We start from the raw sequence: 16283 nt of genomic DNA, 5'->3' as shown, positions 1-16283 counted from the left end.
TTCACAGAGGAAATAAACCATGGATATCCGCCCGATCGATGATGAATACTCGGTTTCCGGCCAGATCACACTGGAGGATCTCGATCAGATCAAGGCCATGGGTTTCAACTCGATCGTCTGCCATCGTCCGGACAATGAGAGCCCGGATCAGACGCCGTTTTCCGTCATCGAAGCCCGCGCCAAGGAGCTTGGGCTCGAAATCGCGCATGTGCCTGTCGGACCGATGGGCGTGACCGAAGAGGCTGTGCAGGGTATGGTCGACGCGCTCGACGAATTCCCGCGTCCGATGCTTGGTTATTGCCGCTCCGGCGCACGCTCGACCGCGATCTATCAGAAGACGCACCATATCCGCGGCTAAGCGACTACCGCGAAATATGCAAGAGATTGAGGGCGTTGCCGATGGCAGCGCCCGGTTTGTTACCCGTCACAGCACAACATCAGGAGAGAAGCATGAGCATCAAGCGTATCGACGTCGGAACCCGTATGAGCGGCGCTGTCATCCACGGCAACACCGTTTATCTCGCCGGCCAGGTTGGTGAAGGCGAAAGCGTCACGGATCAGTGCAAGTCGGCGCTCGCCGAAGTCGATCGTCTGCTCGCTGCAGCCGGCTCCAACAAGTCGAAGATCCTGCAGACGATCATCTATCTCTCCGATATCGCGTATTTCGCTGAAATGAACGCAGCCTGGGAAGCTTGGGTCGATCCAGCCAACACGCCGGCTCGTGCGACCAGCGAGGCCAAGCTTGCTGCTCCGAAATACAAGGTCGAGTTCATCGTCACCGCGGCGATCGACTAATCTCGGATTTTGATGCATTTTTGAAAAGCCGGTGAGAGCGCTCTCACCGGCTTTTTGTTTGCGAAATTTCCGACAGCGTCCGTGAGGGCGTGATGGCCTCGGGATCGAGCACGATCTCGATGATCGCCGGCTTGCCGCTGTCACGCGCGCGTTCGAAGGCCGGGCCGAATTCTTCCGTCGCTTTTACCGTCTCGCCATGGCCGCCATAGGCACGGGCAAAGGCCGCAAAATCGGGATTGCTGAGCATCGTTGCGCTGACGCGGCCGGGATATTCCCGCTCCTGATGCATGCGGATGGTGCCGTACATGCCGTTGTTGATGACCAGTGCGATCAAGGGCAGGTGATATTGCACGGCGGTTGCAAATTCCTGCCCGTGCATCATGAAACAACCGTCGCCGGCAAAGCAGATCACTTCGCGCTCGGGAAAGAGGTGCTTGGCGGCAACCGCCGCCGGCAGGCCGTAGCCCATAGAACCCGAGGTCGGGGCGGCCTGGGTGTTGAAGCGGCGAAAGCGATGGAAGCGGTGCAGCCAGGTGGCGTAGTTGCCGGCCCCATTGGTAAAGATCGTATCGGGCGCGGTATTGGCCTCGATCCAGTCCATAACCCGGCCCATATGCACGGCGCCGGGGCTCTTCTCCGGTGTCGTCGACCAGGCGAGATAAGCGGCATGCATGCGCTCGGTCCGCTCGGTCCAATACGGGTTTGCCGGGGCTTCCAAATCGGCGAGCGCTGCCATGAAATCGGCGGGGCTGGCGCAGATCGCCAGATCCGCACGATAGACGCGGCCGAGTTCGGACGGATCAGGATGGACGTGCACGAGCTGCTGGCGCGGGTAGGGGATATCGACGAGCGTATAGCCGGACGATGGCATCTCGGAAAGGCGTCCGCCGAGAAGGATCAGCAGGTCCGCTTCCTTGATCTCCTTCGCCAGCGCCGGATTGATGCCGATGCCGACATCGCCGGCATAGTTCGGATGCAGATGATCGAACAGCATCTGGCGGCGGAAGGAGCAGCCGACCGGCAGCTTGAAGCGCTCGGCGAAGCTTCTGACGCCCGCGACCGCATCCTCATTCCAGCGCGTGCCGCCGAGGATCACCATGGGTCGTTCGGCTGCAATGAGACGCGAATGGAGGTCGTCGATCTGGCTACGGCCCGGATGGGCCGCTACCGGCATGTAGCGCTTAGCATGCGGCGCCTCGACCTCGTCGCGCAGCATGTCTTCGGGCAGGGTCAGTACGACGGGGCCGGGCCGCCCTGATGTCGCCACGGCGAAGGCGCGGGTGACGAATTCCGGAATGCGTGCCGCATCGTCGATCTCGCCGACCCATTTGGCGAATTCGGTAAAGGCGCGGCGGAACTCCACCTCCTGGAAGGCTTCACGCTCGCGAGCATCGCGCTGCACCTGGCCGATGAAGAGGATCATCGGTATTGAATCCTGTCGGGCAATATGGAGGCCGGCAGAGGCATTTGTGGCACCTGGACCGCGGGTTACCATGCAGACGCCAGGCTCGCCCGTCAGCCGGCCCCATGCGTCCGCCATCATCGCCGCGCCGCCCTCCTGGCGGCAAACGAGCACGTCGATATCGCTGTCATGCAGCGCGTCGAGCACGGCAAGAAAGCTTTCGCCGGGAACGCAGGAGATGCGATGTACGCCGTTTGCCTTCAAAGCTTCGACGATGAGCTGGCCGCCGGTGCGCTTCATGGTTTTGCCCTTCCTTCCAGTTCTGCCAATTCGGCGAGAACCTCCTCCTGATGTTCACCAAGACGCGGACTTGGCCGCTTGTACGTCAGCGGCGTTTCCGACAGGACGACCGGTGTACGCACGCTCGGGATGACGGTGCCGGCGGCATCCTCGAGATCGATCCGAATTCCGCGAGCCTCAATCTGCGGGTCCGCGAACATGTCTTCGATCGTGTTGATCGCGCCGGCCGGCACAGCATTGTCCTCGCAGGCTTTCAGCAGATCGGCCTTCTTCCAGGAAAGCGTTTTCGCCGAGATGAAGGCGCGGACGTCATTGCGATGGGCGACGCGAGCCTTGTTGGTGACATAGCGCTGGTCGTCCGCATAGGCCTCGATGCCGAGAATTGCGCAGAGACGGCGGAACTGTCCGTCATTGCCGACGGCAAGGATCAGGTAGCCATCTGATGTCGGCACGACCTCATAGGGCGAAATATTAGGATGCGCGTTTCCGAGGCGCCCGGGAGCCTTGCCGGAAATCAGGTAGTTCATGTTCTGATTGGCGAGCACGGCGGATTGCACGTCGAGCAGCGCCATATCGACGAGCTGACCTTCGCCGGTCTTCAGCGCGTGGATCAGGGCCGCTTCTATCGCGGAGACGGCATAGATACCTGTGAAGATATCGGCGATCGCGACGCCTGCTTTCATCGGCTGTCCATCCGGCTCGCCGGTAATCGACATGAAGCCCGACATGCCCTGGACGATATAGTCGTAGCCTGCGAGAGCGGCATAGGGGCCCGTCTGGCCGAAGCCGGTGATCGAACAATAGACCAGTTTGGGATTGATCTTCCTCAAGCTTTCATAGTCGAGCCCATATTTGACCAGGCCACCAAGTTTGAAATTCTCGATCACCACATCGGCGGTCATGACCAACCGTCGAACAAGGTTTTGGCCCTCTTCGGTCTTCAGATCAGCGACAACGGAACGCTTGCCGCGATTGGCGCAGTGGTAGTAGGCGGCCGACAGGTTTTCCCCATCCTTGCCCTCGACGAAGGGCGGACCCCACTGGCGCGTGTCGTCGCCTCCATCGGGATTCTCGACCTTTATGACATCGGCACCGAGATCGGCCAGCATCTGCCCTGCCCAGGGACCGGCAAGAATGCGGGCCAGTTCGATGACGCGAATGCCGGAAAGCGGCGGTTTCTTGGTCCTATGATCGGTCATGTCGGTCCAAATCGGCGGCTACGGCGCGAAAGTGCTCCCAGATGTATCGGATACCGGCTTGGAAGCAAAGCGGCGCTCGCGCCAAAGAATATAAAGGCCGGAGGCGATAATGATGAAGATCCCGATCCATTTGATCAGATCCGGGAAGTTGCCGAAGACCAGCCAACCGAAGATCGTCGCCGAGACGATCTCGAAATACTGCAGCGGCGCCAGCGTCGAGGCCGGTGCTGCGCGATAGGCGTGGACAGTAAGAATGCCGGTGATCGCGGCGGTCAGGCCGACGCCGAGGAGATAGAGCATCGCGGTGCCGTCGGGGATGACGGAATCGATGATCGGCCAGCCCGTGCCATGGCCGATCGAGAGCAGGATGAGGCAGATCACCATGCCCCAGAGACCGGTTTGAAACTGCATCGGCCAAGCATCCTCGCTATGCGAGACGACGCGCGTAATCATCACATAAACAGCGATGCAGAGTGCGGTGACGACGGGCAACAGAGCAACGAAGCCGACTTCCTGGAAACTCGGCTGAATGATCAGCATCGCGCCGAAGAAGCCGACGGCACAGGCCGTATAGCGCCGCCAGCCGATCGTCTCCTTCAGGAAGATGCTGCTGAGGATGGTCAGCATGATCGGTTCAACAAAGAAAATGGCGATGGCGTCGGCCACTTCCATGACTTGCAGCGTTGTTACGAAGGAGATCATCGACAGCGTCAGCACGGCAGCGCGGATCGCATGCACCCCGCTGCGACGCAGCGACCATGTGCCCCATTGGCCGAGCACGGCCATCATCGGCAATGCGAAGAGCCATTGAAAGATGAAGCGAGCGGCGGTGACCTCCGCTGGTGGAACCGTAACTGCAGCAAGCTTTGAGAAGATATCGATGATCGGCGACAGGATGACCGACAGGAACATCATCAACAGGCCGAATGTCAGCTCCGATTGATGCAAACGGGGCCGGGAACTGCCGGTGGCATTCATTCGAACATTCCTTTGGGAATCAGATCTTTGCCGTGACTTGCTGGCACCAGTCGGCAAAATCCGAAATGGCTGCGGCCGCGCCGATCTCGTTCAGGGTCTCATGCCGCATGTCCTGATGGATGGTCATCGTGATATGCGAGAACCCTGCCTTTTTCAAATGGTTTGACAGCCAGGAAATCGCTTTTCCATTGTTCGTCGCCGGGTCTTGCCCGCCGCCGATGAGGTGGATCGGCATGTCGCGCCGAAGGCGATCGAGATGGGTCTTTTGTGGCGCGCGGAAGGTCAGTTCGAAAATATCCAGCCATAGCGAGACCGAGGCATCGAAGCCGCAGAGCGGGTCGGCGATGTACTTATCCACCTCCTCCGGAATGCGCGAAAGCCAGTCGAATTCGGTACGGCGATTGGCAATGGATTGCCCCCAGACGCCGAAGGTCAGCTTCGGTAGCAGTCCGCTGGGGACATCCGAACCCTTCAGCATGCGTTCCGCTTTCAGGATGACCTGCGCGGCGCGCCCGGCGAGGCCGGGATTGAAATTCGCGTTCCAAACGGTGACCGCATCGAACTTGTCGGGATGCGTCACCGCCACGTTGAGGCTGATCAGCCCGCCCATGGAGTGGCCGAAGAGGATAACCGGCAGGCCGGGGTGGGCGGTTGCGACAAGCTCGCGGATCGCGAGGACATCGGCGATGACCGCATCGGCGCCGTTGCGCCTTGCGAAGCGGCCGAGTGGCGCGTCGGTAGCCTTGGTCTCGCCGTGGCCGCGATGATCGTGAGCGTAGACATGAAAGCCGCGCGCCGCCATCGCTCCCGCGAAGCGTTCGTAGCGGCGGGAATGTTCGGCAAGGCCGTGGCTGATGAGAAGGACGCCACGGGCGCCTTCTTGTGCCGGCGCATGATGATAGGCGAGTGTCGCACCCGTCGGGCTATTCAAATGCCTCGTCTCGGCAAACATGATGCACGTTTCCTCCCTGTGAGGACGAAAGGTCATCGCTGACGCGATTGCAATGCGCCGCGAGGGAAGCTCACAGAAATAAATCGTCTTGCCTTTGCGATTCAGGGTTGCGTGCCGCCAATCAAACTGCTTATTTGTTCTCATATTGTTCTGTTTTTTTGGAGGTGTCGAATGAGGCCTTGGCTTCAAGGATTTGCAGTTGCGGTTCTGACTGCGGTGGTGATGGCGACGGGTGCGGTGGCACAGGAGAACAATCGCGGCCGGACGCGATTTATTCTGGCGGCAAGTTGGGAACCCGCGTTCTGTGCGACGAACCAAAAAAAGGCGGAATGCCGAAATCAATCAGCGAATAATTTCGACGCCAAGAATTTTTCGTTGCACGGTCTCTGGCCGATGCGGCAGGAATATTGCGATGTTTCCGATGATCTGAAGCAGTCCGATCGCAGCAGCGATTGGAAAGATCTGCCAGCCGTTCAACTGTCGGCGGAGACCAAGGCATCGCTGGATAAAATCATGCCCGGCACGCAATCCGGTCTGGAACGGCATGAGTGGATCAAGCACGGAAGTTGCACCAAACTCAGCGCCGATGATTATTTCGGGACTGCAGTGGGATTGATCAATGAACTCAATGCTTCCGCCGTGCGCGATCTTTTCGCGCAGAATATCGGCAAGACGCTCGATGCCGAAACCATCAAGGCCGCTTTTAATAAAAGTTTTGGCGAGGGCGCCAGCGATCGCGTGAAGATGAGCTGCCGCCAGGTCGGCAAGGTGCGCGTGATCTCGGAACTGACGATCGGTTTGTCGGAAGATGCCATCCAACCGTCGCCAGACGGTGAGCCCCGGCTTGAGCAACTGATCCAGAGCGCTGGCAAAACATCGTTCGGCTGCGACCAAGGCGTGGTGGACGCGGCAGGTTTCTGACATCCAGCAAGCGCTCGGCGCGGATAAATGCCCTCGGACAAGGTTTCGCCGTTGCCCGAGGGCGGGGTTTCGCCTACATAGCGGCACAATTCCCAATGTTATCCGCCCGTGGAGTAACCCAAGCTATGGCACGTCAGTTCATCTACCATATGGCCGGTCTGAATAAGGCCTATGGCGCCAAGAAGATTCTCGAGAATATTCATCTCTCTTTTTATCCCGACGCCAAGATCGGTATTCTCGGCCCGAACGGCGCGGGTAAGTCGACCGTGCTGCGCATCATGGCGGGCCTCGATAAGGACTATACCGGCGAAGCCTGGTTGGCCGAAGGCGCCACCATCGGCTACCTGGCGCAGGAGCCTCAGCTCGATCCCAACAAAACGGTGTTCGAAAACGTCATGGAAGGCGTTGCCAAGAAAACCGAGATCCTCAATCGCTACAACGAATTGATGATGAACTATTCCGACGAGACTGCGGAAGAGGGCGCCAAGCTCCAGGACATCATCGACAGCCAGAATCTCTGGGATCTGGAAAGCCAGGTCGAGATGGCGATGGAAGCATTGTGCTGCCCGCCGCGCGATGCCGAAGTCACCAGCCTTTCAGGCGGTGAGCGCCGCCGTATCGCGCTTTGCCGCCTGCTTCTCTCGCAGCCGGACCTGCTGCTGCTCGACGAACCGACCAACCATCTCGACGCCGAGACTATCGCCTGGCTGGAAAAGCACCTGCGCGATTATCCGGGTGCCGTGATGATGATCACCCACGACCGCTACTTCCTCGACAATGTTACCGGCTGGATTCTCGAACTCGACCGCGGCCGCGGCATTCCCTACGAAGGCAACTACTCTGCCTATCTGCAGGCCAAGGCTAAGCGCATGTTGCAGGAATCTCGTGAAGAAGCTGGCCGCCAGAAGGCGATCAGCCGCGAACAGGAATGGATCGCCTCCAGTCCCAAGGCCCGTCAGGCCAAGTCCAAGGCGCGTATCAACGCTTACGAACAACTGGTCGATGCCGCCGAAAATCAGCGTCCCGGCGATGCGCAGATCATCATTCCGGTCAGCGAGCGTCTCGGTCAGGTGGTGGTCGAGATGGAAGGCATCACCAAGGGCTTCGAAGGCCGCACGCTGGTCAACCATCTGTCGATCAAGCTGCCGCCGGGCGGCATTGTCGGCATCATCGGCCCGAACGGAGCGGGCAAGACGACCCTGTTCAAGATGATCACCGGGCAGGAAAAGCCGGATTCCGGCTCGATCCGCATCGGCGAGACGGTGCATCTCAGCTATGTCGACCAGAGCCGCGACGCGCTTGACGGCAATAAGACCGTATGGGAGGAAATCTCCGGCGGCGCCGAAATCATCAAGCTCGGCAAGTTCGACATGAACTCACGCGCCTATTGCGGCGCCTTCAACTTCAAGGGCGGCGACCAGCAGCAGAAGGTCGGCAACCTCTCCGGCGGTCAGCGCAACCGCGTTCACCTGGCCAAGATGCTGAAGGCTGGCGGCAACGTGCTTCTGCTCGACGAACCGACCAACGACCTCGATACGGAAACGCTGGGGGCGCTGGAAAGCGCGCTCGAAAACTTCGCCGGTTGCGCCATCATCATCAGCCATGACCGCATGTTCCTCGACCGCCTGGCCACGCATATCCTGGCCTTTGAAGGCGAAGGCCATGTCGAATGGTTCGAAGGCAATTTCGAAGATTACGAGCAGGACAAGATCCGCCGCCTCGGCCCCGATGCTCTCAATCCGGGCAGCCAGGCGCACAAGCGCCTGACACGATAAGTTTGCTGACTTTCTGTTATCGAAAGCCTCGGCATTGAACTGACCCCCGAAAGTTGGACGACAACCTTCGGGGGTTTTTCTTTGCCGCAGGGCGCGAAACACATATTCACCAGCCGACAAAAACTAACAGATTTCCGACGTCGAGTTCTCTTAACCCGCAATTGGGTCTTGCGGTTCGTACCCAAATCACATAAAGATATCTTTATATCTTGATTGGGTGTCGAATGACGGATCTCGTGAAATTCGGTTTGGATGATCTGGTGGACGTGCTGAAGGCGGCAGGTGAGCCGACGCGATTGCGTCTGCTGGCGCTTCTTGCCGCCGGCGATCTTACCGTCACGGATCTTACCGAAATTCTCGGCCAATCGCAGCCGCGCATTTCGCGCCATCTGAAGCTGCTCGGCGAGGCGGGGCTGATTGATCGCTATCAGGAGGGCGCCTGGGCCTATTTTCGTTTGAAGCAGGAGGGCAAGGCGGTCGTCCTCGTACGCACGCTTCTCCGGCACGCGGCAGAAAACGATCCGGTGTTGCTGCGTGACGGCGACCGGCTTTCTGCCGTCAAGCGCATCCGTGCCGAACGGGCGCAGGCCTATTTCAGCCGCAATGCTGCCGAGTGGGATGAACTGCGCCGCCTGCATGTGGCTGACGAAGATGTCGACAAGGCCCTGATCGAATTGATCGGTCCGCAGCAGATCGACTCTTTCCTGGATCTCGGCACCGGTACTGGCCGGATGCTGCAATTGCTGGCAGGTCATTATCGCCGCGCTGTTGGCATCGATGCCAGCCGCGACATGTTGGCCGTCGCGCGCGCCAATCTCGACCGATCGAACATCACCGCTGCTTCCGTCCGGCATGGCGACATTTTCAACCTGCCGCTCGAGGCGCAGGATTTCGACCTGATTACCATCCATCAGGTGCTGCATTTTCTCGATCAGCCCGAGATTGCCATCAATGAGGCGGCGCGAATGCTGAGGCCCGGCGGCAGGCTGGTGATCATCGATCTTGCCCCGCACGGGCTGGAATATCTACGCGACGAACATGCGCATCTGAGACTCGGTTTCTCGCATCAGGCCATATCGGAATGGTTGAAATTGGCGGGACTCGATGTCGAGCAGGTGCGGGACCTTCATTCGGGGAGGGAAGGCGGTCAAGCGCTGACGGTCACGATCTGGCTGGCGCGCGACCCGCGGCTGCTGATCGCCGCCGGACAGGATCGTCAATCGTCCCCCATTCTTGCCGGGAGAGCTTGATATGTCTTCAAAGACTGAAAACGGCCAGCATGGCATCCGTATTTCCTTCGAATTCTTTCCGCCGAAATCAGAGGAAGCCGAGACGCAATTGTGGAACACGGTGGCTGATCTGACCGAGTGGGAGCCGGATTTCGTCTCTGTTACCTATGGTGCTGGCGGTTCGACAAAAGCGCCGACATTGTCTGCCGTGCGCCGAATGATCCACGAGACACCGTTCACGACCGCTTCGCATCTGACATGCGTCGGCGCAACGCGCGAGGACACGCATCGGGTCATCGACGATTTGCTCGCCGCCGGCGTCCGCCGTTTCGTTGCGCTGCGCGGTGATCCGCCGGGCGGCGTCGGCTCCGCCTACCAGCCGCACCCCGGCGGCTATGCCAATGCCGCCGAACTGGTATCGGCTTTGCGCGAGCGCGGTGATTTCGATATTTCCGTGTCCGCCTATCCGGAAAAACATCCGGAAAGCCGTGATACCGCAGCCGATATCGACATGCTGAAGCGCAAAGCGGATAATGGCGCCAACCGGGCACTCACTCAATTCTTCTTCGATAATGACGTCTTTGAGCGTTATCACGACCGCGTGCGTGCTGCCGGCGTCAAGATTCCCGTCGTGCCGGGTATTATGCCGATCCAGAACCTGACGCAATTGAAACGGTTTGCCGGCGCCTGCGGCACCCACATTCCTTCCTGGCTGGATGAGCGTTTCGAAGGCCTCGACGACGATGCCGATAAGCGTGCGGATGTTGCTGCGGACGTCGCCGCGGAGCAGATCGAAGACCTGGCTCGCCGCGGCATCCATGAGTTTCATCTCTACACGATGAACCGCTCGCCGCTGGTCAATGCCGTTCTCGACCGATTGCGCATCCGGCGCAAGACAGATGCGCGCGCCGGCGCCGCTGCCTGACGAGACGTCGCCCGACGGGATTTGAGACGTGAACATGAAAAAGCGCATGTCGATTTCGGCATGCGCTTTTTAAATGGAATAGGTGTTTTGTTAGCTTTCAGGAGTTCGGTTTCCTGCCCTGTTCGCTATTTCGTCAGATGAAAAGCATCGTTACAACGAATAGGAACGCTGCACTGACCACTAGGACGTTGATGGATCGCGTCAATCCCATGTCTTCCTCCTTAGTCAACCGTTAGAGCCTATGTCAGAAATGTGTCGCTTGAAAAGCGAATTCGATGCTGCGGCGCGGTAAGGTGTGCAAGTTTTGAATCGTGATCTCGTGACAAGCTATTGTTTTTTATGGTGAAACTAAAACGATGCGGCGTTCACGAAATTTAATGCATCGTTAATTTAGCTGTGAATAAGGTTAAGGCGGATGTCTTCCGCTGAACCAGGAATCGGGTAGCTACGGGTTGCTCGTTCCCGGGTTCGATCGCATGCGTGCATAGAGACGCCCGTCGAGAATGAGCAGGCCTGTGCCGATCAGCAACATGCCGCCGATTTCGGTAAGCCCCAGTCGCTCGCCGAGGAAGAGAAAGCCGAGCATAATGGCGCTTGGCGGCACGAGCAGGGTGACCAGCGAAGCGTTGGTAGCGCCAGCGAGTGCCATGATCCGGAAATAGAGGATATAAGCGAAGGCAGTCGACAACAGCGCCATGCCGAGAATGGCGGCAAGCGCGGTGGCCGGCGGCATTGCCATAGTCCAGGGTTGATCGAGCAACAGGGCCACCGGCAGCATAAGGGTTGCGGAGCAGGTCAATTGACCTGCGGCAATAACGGGCGGCGCCAAGCCTTTGAACCGTTTTGCATAGATCGCGGCGAAGCCATAGGAGATTGCGGCAAGGATCGGCAGTAGCAGCGCCCAGAGCGGAACTTCGGCACCATCAGTCAAGCTTGGGCCAAGCAGCACGATCGTGCCGACGAGCCCTGTCAGGCACCCGGCGAGCTTGGCGGATGTCAGCCGCTCGTCGGTGGTGAAATGGTTGCCGATCAAGACGGTCCAGATCGGCGTCGTCGCGTTCAAAATGGATGCGAGCCCCGCACCCATTTGGGTTTGGCCGACGAAGATCAGCGCGTGGGGTATGGCGTTATTGATCAGACCCAGCAACAGGAACTGCCGCCAATGCCTTCGCAGCAAATCATAGATCCCGAAGCGACCGGCGATGTAGACATGCAGCGCAATTGCCGCCAGCGACAAGCGGAGGAAGACCAGTGTAAACGGTGGCACATAGTGAACGGCGATGCGCGCGAAGAAGAAGGAGCCGCCCCAGATCAACCCGAGCACCAGCAGCAGGCTCCAGGTCAGTGCGTTCATGCGATTGGTGGTGTTCATCGGATGCGCCTCCGCCATTTCGGTTATTTTGGCGAAAGGAGAGGCGCTTGCCACCCGTTTCTTGCGAACCTCTATTTGTGTGAAAGAGCACCGGATAGTTGCCGGTCCATAAAACGGAAAAAGGCGACCAGAGGCCGCCTTTCTATACCAGGGCAATAGCGCTTAAAGCGCGTTCAGCAATGATTGCGTCGCCCAACCGTCGGCGGGAAGACCGAGGCGAAATTGTTCCTTTTGAACAGCGACTCGCGTGCCCGAGCCGAGAATGCCATCGATCTTGCCGACATCGTAGCCGCGTGCCGTGAGCTTGGTCTGAAGCGCTTTCATATCGCCATCGTTCAGACCCGCTTCCGGTGTGCCCTTATTGTAGGTTGGAGCGCCGGCAAAACGGGTGGCGAAATAGGCTGCGGATGTCGTGTAGATGAACGACTGGTTCCATTCGAGATAGGCGTTGTAGTTGGGATAAGTAAGAAAAGCCGGGCCCTTACGGCCCTGCGGCAGGATGAGGGCAGCCGGCAGCGAACCGAAATTCGTGTTGCCGTCGCGGGGCTTGACGCCGAGCTGGAACCAGTCGGCGGCGGTGAGGGGGCCGCCTAGGCCGGATTTTTCCCAGGGCAGATTATCCGGCACCGTAACCTCCTGCAGCCAGGGTTGGCCGCGCTGGAAGCCCAGGCTCTGGATGTATCGCGCCGTCGTGAGAATGACGTCTGGTGCGCTTGTCTTCAAATTGACATGGCCGTCGCCATCGCCATCAACACCGAAAGCAATGATCGAGGGCGGTAGCATCTGCGTCTGGCCGATTTCGCCGGCCCATGCACCCGTCGTGGTTTCCGGATCGGCGTCGCCGTGCTGCACCATTTCAATATATGAAATCAGGCGCGGGCGGAAAAACTCGGGGCGCCGGCAGTCGTGGGAGAGGGTCACGAGCGCATTGCGGGTGTTGAAATTGCCCTGAACGGCGCCGAAATCGGTTTCCATCGCCCAATAGGCGGTGATGACGCCGGGTGGCACGCCGTAGTCCTGCTCTGCCTTGGCGAAGACATCGGCATATTGCTTGATCTTCTGGCGGCCGATGTCGAGGCGGGCCTGGCTGACGGTGCGCTGCGAGAATTCGAGGAACGTCTGGCGGAAAACGCCCTGGCCGCGGTCCATGGAGAGGACCTTTTGGTCGATCTGAGCACCGGCGAGCGTCTTGTCCGCGGCCGCAGCATCGGCACCGGCGGCGATCGCCTCGGCCTTGACGCCGGCCAGGAAGGACGAGAGGTCGCCGCCGCAAGGCGCCTGTGGGGCGCTGGTTCCACCTGCATTCGGCGCCGCGGTTGGAGTCGCGTTCTCAGCCATTGCCACGCTTGCCATGGCTGAAGCGAAGACCAACGCGAGTGCGCTGCGTCTGATGGTATAGGGGGCCATGAGCGATCCTCTTTGCTGATAGAATAGGGTCGCTTTCACAGAAGATTGTGACAGAAGCAAGAGAGAAGTTCAGGCAGTCTCAAGAATTTCCTTTCTTCTCTACTACCGCCACCCAGTCGTGCCAATTCTGTTCGGAACCGGCAAAAACATTGATGTCCGTCGGCCCCTTGATACCCGGAATCAAACCCGTCGAGGTGTATTGCCAAAAGGCCCAGGGGCGATCGGCATAGGTCACCGTCGGATGCTTGGCGACCGAGCGGACCCAGAAATGATAGTCCTTGAAATAGCCGGCCAGATTGTCACGGTGGAAGTCGACAGACGTGTAGATGATCGGGCGCTTGCCGTAATAGGCTTCCAGGCGGTCCATGAAGCGCTTGATCTCTATGCGTACGGTCTGCGGATCGGGCCGGGTGCGACAGGTCTTGGATTCGGCGTTCCACTCGACGTCGAGCACCGGCGGCAGCATCATCGCATTCTTCGGCACATTGTGGATGAACCAGTCGGCCTGGTCGTCCGCCGTCGAGCAGAAATAGTAGAAATGATAGGGCGCATAGGGAATGCCGGCTGTATTTGCTTCCCGCCAATATTCGTTGAAGCGGTCATCGACCCTATCCTTGCCTTCCGTCGCCTTGATAAAGACGAAGGCGATGCCTGAGCCCTTCACCGACTGCCAGTCGATATCGCCCTGCCATTTCGAAATGTCGATGCCATGGATCGGGTGGCGTTCTGGATGGTCGCGGCCGAAATCCTGCGGCTTCGTGTCCTTGAAACGCGTCTTCGGTATCGAGGCCGTCTGAAAGCTGTCATACCCCATAGTGCAGCTATTCAGAAGAAGGGCGAGCGGCAGTAAGCATGACAGAAGCCTGCGCATGGATATCCCGTTATGGCGCGAGTAATCTTGCTGCCCCAAGACTTGGCTTTCCGTGATGTGTGGTCCCCAAAAATCCAAAAGAGGCAAAGGACCAAGCTGTTTTCAGCCGGCCTCGCCACTTTTTAACCATATCAACGTAAAAAATGCGTTATCTTCAAGTAAATTCTTATACTTGGAATGCGGTATTAGCGGATTCCATGCCAAATTCCGCTCTTTTGGCTAGGCGCTCGGCTTGGTGACGACCGCTCTCCAGGCATAACCCCGCCCGATCTGCTCGAATGCGAGCTTCGCGCCGCGCGCCTGAACCCGCTCTTCCAGTATGTCGCGGAGATCGGCCCGCGGCGTGACGTGAAACTTTTTCAGCCAGCCCTTCAGCATGGTGCGGAACCAACCGGGCAAGCGCTCTTGCTGGCCGAAATCGACGATATGCAGTTCGCCGCCGGGAACGACCGCATCCAGCGAGGCATCGATTGCGCTTTTCCAGTCGGGGATCATCGACAGCGCGTAGGAGATCATCACACGGTCGAAACCGTCGGCACCGAAATCCGCGGCCGAGAAGGCGGTGGCATCGGCGACGCGGAAGTCCGGTACCTGTTTCAGGCCGCGAAAATTGTTGCGGGCCGAGATTAGCATCTCCTGGGAGATGTCGAGGCCGTAAAGCCTGGCCGACGGGAAGCGGCGATGGGCCAGCAACATGTTGCGGCCGGTGCCGCAGCCCACTTCCAGCAGCGAACCGCCATTGGGCACGTTGAGGTTCGCAATGGTGCGGTCGCGGCCGAAGAGGTAATATTTGCGGGTCAGGTCGTAGATGTGCCGCTGGTAGCGGTACATGCCGTCCATCAGTCCGGCATGATTCTCCGAGCTCGTCTGAAGACCTGTATCCGCCTGGCTCACGCTTTTTTCCCGTAGATGTGGAAGCCGCCGTAAATCGCCGAGCGATCGCGGGCGTTAAGCTCTTGCGAGCGCTCTTCGAAATAGACCCACTGTTCGCGAATAGCTGGAGACAGGCGGCCTTCGATGATGCTCTTTTCGGCAGCGGTCCGGAAGATGACGCGAGCGCCTTCACGGGCCGTGCGGGTAATTTCCGCCCAGAGATCGTTGAGCTGTTCGTCGGTCATCCAATCCTGCGCATCGAGCAGGATATAGCGGTCACGCGAAGCGGCGGGCTTGGAGGCCAGGAGTTCGGTGAAGTTGGCATGGTGAACGTCGACGCGGTCGGCATTGGCGCGAATGGCAGCGTAGTGCTCGGGCCGCAGATAGGTTGGTAGCGGCCCCTGGTGCTGGCCGGCATAGCACCGCGCGAAGGCCTGCCAGGCAAAATAATTGTCGCGCATCGGGAAGTGGCACGCCAGCTTTTCCAGACGGTGCTTCAGGACGCCCGATATGGAATCGTCACCGGCGAGGCTTGCAAGTTCGTCATATTGCTGCGGCGGAATGCCGAGGCCGAAAAGTGAGCTCTTGCGGCCGAGCAGCCAGCGCACCATTGGCTTGTCGAAGATCGGCGCAATCTCGTCGTCAAAGAACTGCCGCTGTTCGCGAACGGTGCGTGCTTCCGTCATCTTGGCGAGGCGGACGCCGTGCAGGCGGGCAAGCACATGGGCAGCACCGATGAAGCGGCCGAGCAGGCCGGTCTTGTAGATGTTGCGGTTGAACACGGTGACGCGACGACGACCATACATGTCACGGCCATCCCAGTAAGCGGCGGTTGCCGGATCGAGGCGCGGCGCGATGAACTGGTCGTATGCCTGGCTGTTGGCGCTAACGTTCGGCGTGCCGAAGAAGCGCACCAGATCGGCATGGCCGGGCAGTAGCCGGAAGGCGGCGAGCTTGAGCTTGTTCAGCGCGATATGGTGACGATTGAGGTCGACGACATCGATGGAAGCCGGGTTCTGAGAGAGATAGGCGAGCATGTTGCAGCCGCCGGAGCCGATCGTGACGATGCGGTGGTGCGGCTGAAGCTCCATCGCTTCCATGTCGATATCCGGATCCTCCCAGATCTGCGGATAGACAAGCCCGGAAAACAACATGCCGAACAGGCGCTCGGAAAAGCCGGCCTTCGACAGCGCCTTGTGTTGCAGCAGAGCGTCCTTGAGTTTCCGATTCTTGTGGAGACCGGCATCCGGGGCAAATTCCGTCATCTGAGTCTTGTCACCGATT

General features: G+C 59.2%; 15 protein-coding genes. 6 read left to right on the top strand and 9 right to left on the bottom strand.

Annotation, left to right across the window (positions count from 1 at the left end; translation table 11 throughout):
- Window positions 1-19 precede the first annotated feature (19 nt).
- Complete coding sequence (locus tag K290_RS0113495) at window positions 20-358, top strand: protein tyrosine phosphatase family protein (protein WP_028752425.1); 339 nt, start codon at window positions 20-22, stop codon at window positions 356-358.
- Between the two features lie 92 nt (window positions 359-450).
- Window positions 451-795, top strand: coding sequence for a RidA family protein (locus tag K290_RS0113490; protein ID WP_028752424.1), 345 nt, complete (start codon window positions 451-453; stop codon window positions 793-795).
- 43 nt (window positions 796-838) lie between these two features.
- Here K290_RS0113490 and K290_RS0113485 read toward each other — a convergent pair whose 3' ends face one another.
- From K290_RS0113485 to K290_RS0113470, 4 genes are read right to left on the bottom strand one after another with little or no spacing between them, the layout of a single operon-like run.
- Entirely contained in the window at window positions 839-2497 is a 1659-nt protein-coding gene (locus K290_RS0113485; RefSeq protein WP_028752423.1) for a thiamine pyrophosphate-binding protein, read from the bottom strand.
- Entirely contained in the window at window positions 2494-3696 is a 1203-nt protein-coding gene (gene caiB, locus K290_RS0113480) for a succinate--glutarate CoA-transferase (protein ID WP_028752422.1), read from the bottom strand. Before caiB ends, K290_RS0113485 begins: the two co-directional genes overlap by 4 nt.
- Before the next feature lie 18 nt (window positions 3697-3714).
- Window positions 3715-4674, bottom strand: coding sequence for a DMT family transporter (locus K290_RS0113475; RefSeq protein WP_028752421.1), 960 nt, complete (start codon window positions 4672-4674; stop codon window positions 3715-3717).
- Window positions 4675-4693: 19 nt separating this feature from the next.
- Window positions 4694-5626, bottom strand: coding sequence for an alpha/beta fold hydrolase (locus tag K290_RS0113470; RefSeq protein ID WP_028752420.1), 933 nt, complete (start codon window positions 5624-5626; stop codon window positions 4694-4696).
- Between the two features lie 171 nt (window positions 5627-5797).
- Here K290_RS0113470 and K290_RS0113465 point away from each other — a divergent pair, with 171 nt between their 5' ends.
- From K290_RS0113465 to metF, 4 genes are all read left to right on the top strand, one after another.
- A complete protein-coding gene (locus K290_RS0113465; RefSeq protein ID WP_028752419.1) occupies window positions 5798-6547 on the top strand; it encodes a ribonuclease T2 family protein in 750 nt (249 codons plus the stop codon).
- Window positions 6548-6672: 125 nt separating this feature from the next.
- Window positions 6673-8322 carry an energy-dependent translational throttle protein EttA gene (gene ettA, locus K290_RS0113460; protein WP_028752418.1) on the top strand — a complete coding sequence of 550 codons (1650 nt, stop codon included), beginning with the start codon at window positions 6673-6675 and terminating at the stop codon, window positions 8320-8322.
- Window positions 8323-8546: 224 nt separating this feature from the next.
- Window positions 8547-9572 (top strand): ArsR/SmtB family transcription factor, encoded by a 1026-nt coding sequence (locus K290_RS0113455; RefSeq protein WP_037135355.1) that lies wholly within the window; start codon window positions 8547-8549, stop codon window positions 9570-9572.
- Window position 9573: 1 nt separating this feature from the next.
- Window positions 9574-10476: a methylenetetrahydrofolate reductase [NAD(P)H] gene (gene metF / locus K290_RS0113450; protein WP_028752416.1), complete on the top strand. Its 903-nt coding sequence runs from the start codon at window positions 9574-9576 to the stop codon at window positions 10474-10476.
- Between the two features lie 445 nt (window positions 10477-10921).
- Here metF and K290_RS0113445 read toward each other — a convergent pair whose 3' ends face one another.
- From K290_RS0113445 to K290_RS0113425, 5 genes are all read right to left on the bottom strand, one after another.
- The gene (locus K290_RS0113445; RefSeq protein WP_028752415.1) at window positions 10922-11848 is read right to left on the bottom strand and encodes a DMT family transporter; all 927 of its coding nucleotides are present in this window, start codon (window positions 11846-11848) and stop codon (window positions 10922-10924) included.
- A 162-nt stretch (window positions 11849-12010) separates the two neighbouring features.
- On the bottom strand, window positions 12011-13255 hold the full coding sequence (locus K290_RS0113440; RefSeq protein WP_028752414.1) for a lytic murein transglycosylase: 1245 nt from the start codon (window positions 13253-13255) through the stop codon (window positions 12011-12013).
- 79 nt (window positions 13256-13334) lie between these two features.
- The gene (locus tag K290_RS0113435) at window positions 13335-14126 is read right to left on the bottom strand and encodes a glycoside hydrolase family 25 protein (RefSeq protein ID WP_028752413.1); all 792 of its coding nucleotides are present in this window, start codon (window positions 14124-14126) and stop codon (window positions 13335-13337) included.
- Window positions 14127-14345: 219 nt separating this feature from the next.
- Window positions 14346-15020, bottom strand: a complete 675-nt coding sequence (locus K290_RS0113430) for a class I SAM-dependent methyltransferase (protein ID WP_028752412.1) — start codon at window positions 15018-15020, stop codon at window positions 14346-14348.
- A complete protein-coding gene (locus K290_RS0113425; RefSeq protein ID WP_028752411.1) occupies window positions 15017-16264 on the bottom strand; it encodes a BtaA family protein in 1248 nt (415 codons plus the stop codon). Before K290_RS0113425 ends, K290_RS0113430 begins: the two co-directional genes overlap by 4 nt.
- Between the last annotated feature and the right edge of the window lie 19 nt (window positions 16265-16283).

This window comes from Rhizobium leucaenae USDA 9039, from assembly GCF_000426285.1.
GTDB classification, from domain to species: domain Bacteria; phylum Pseudomonadota; class Alphaproteobacteria; order Rhizobiales; family Rhizobiaceae; genus Rhizobium; species Rhizobium leucaenae.
Note: the sequence above shows the minus strand (reverse complement) of the source record. Positions and strands in the feature narration are given on the sequence as shown.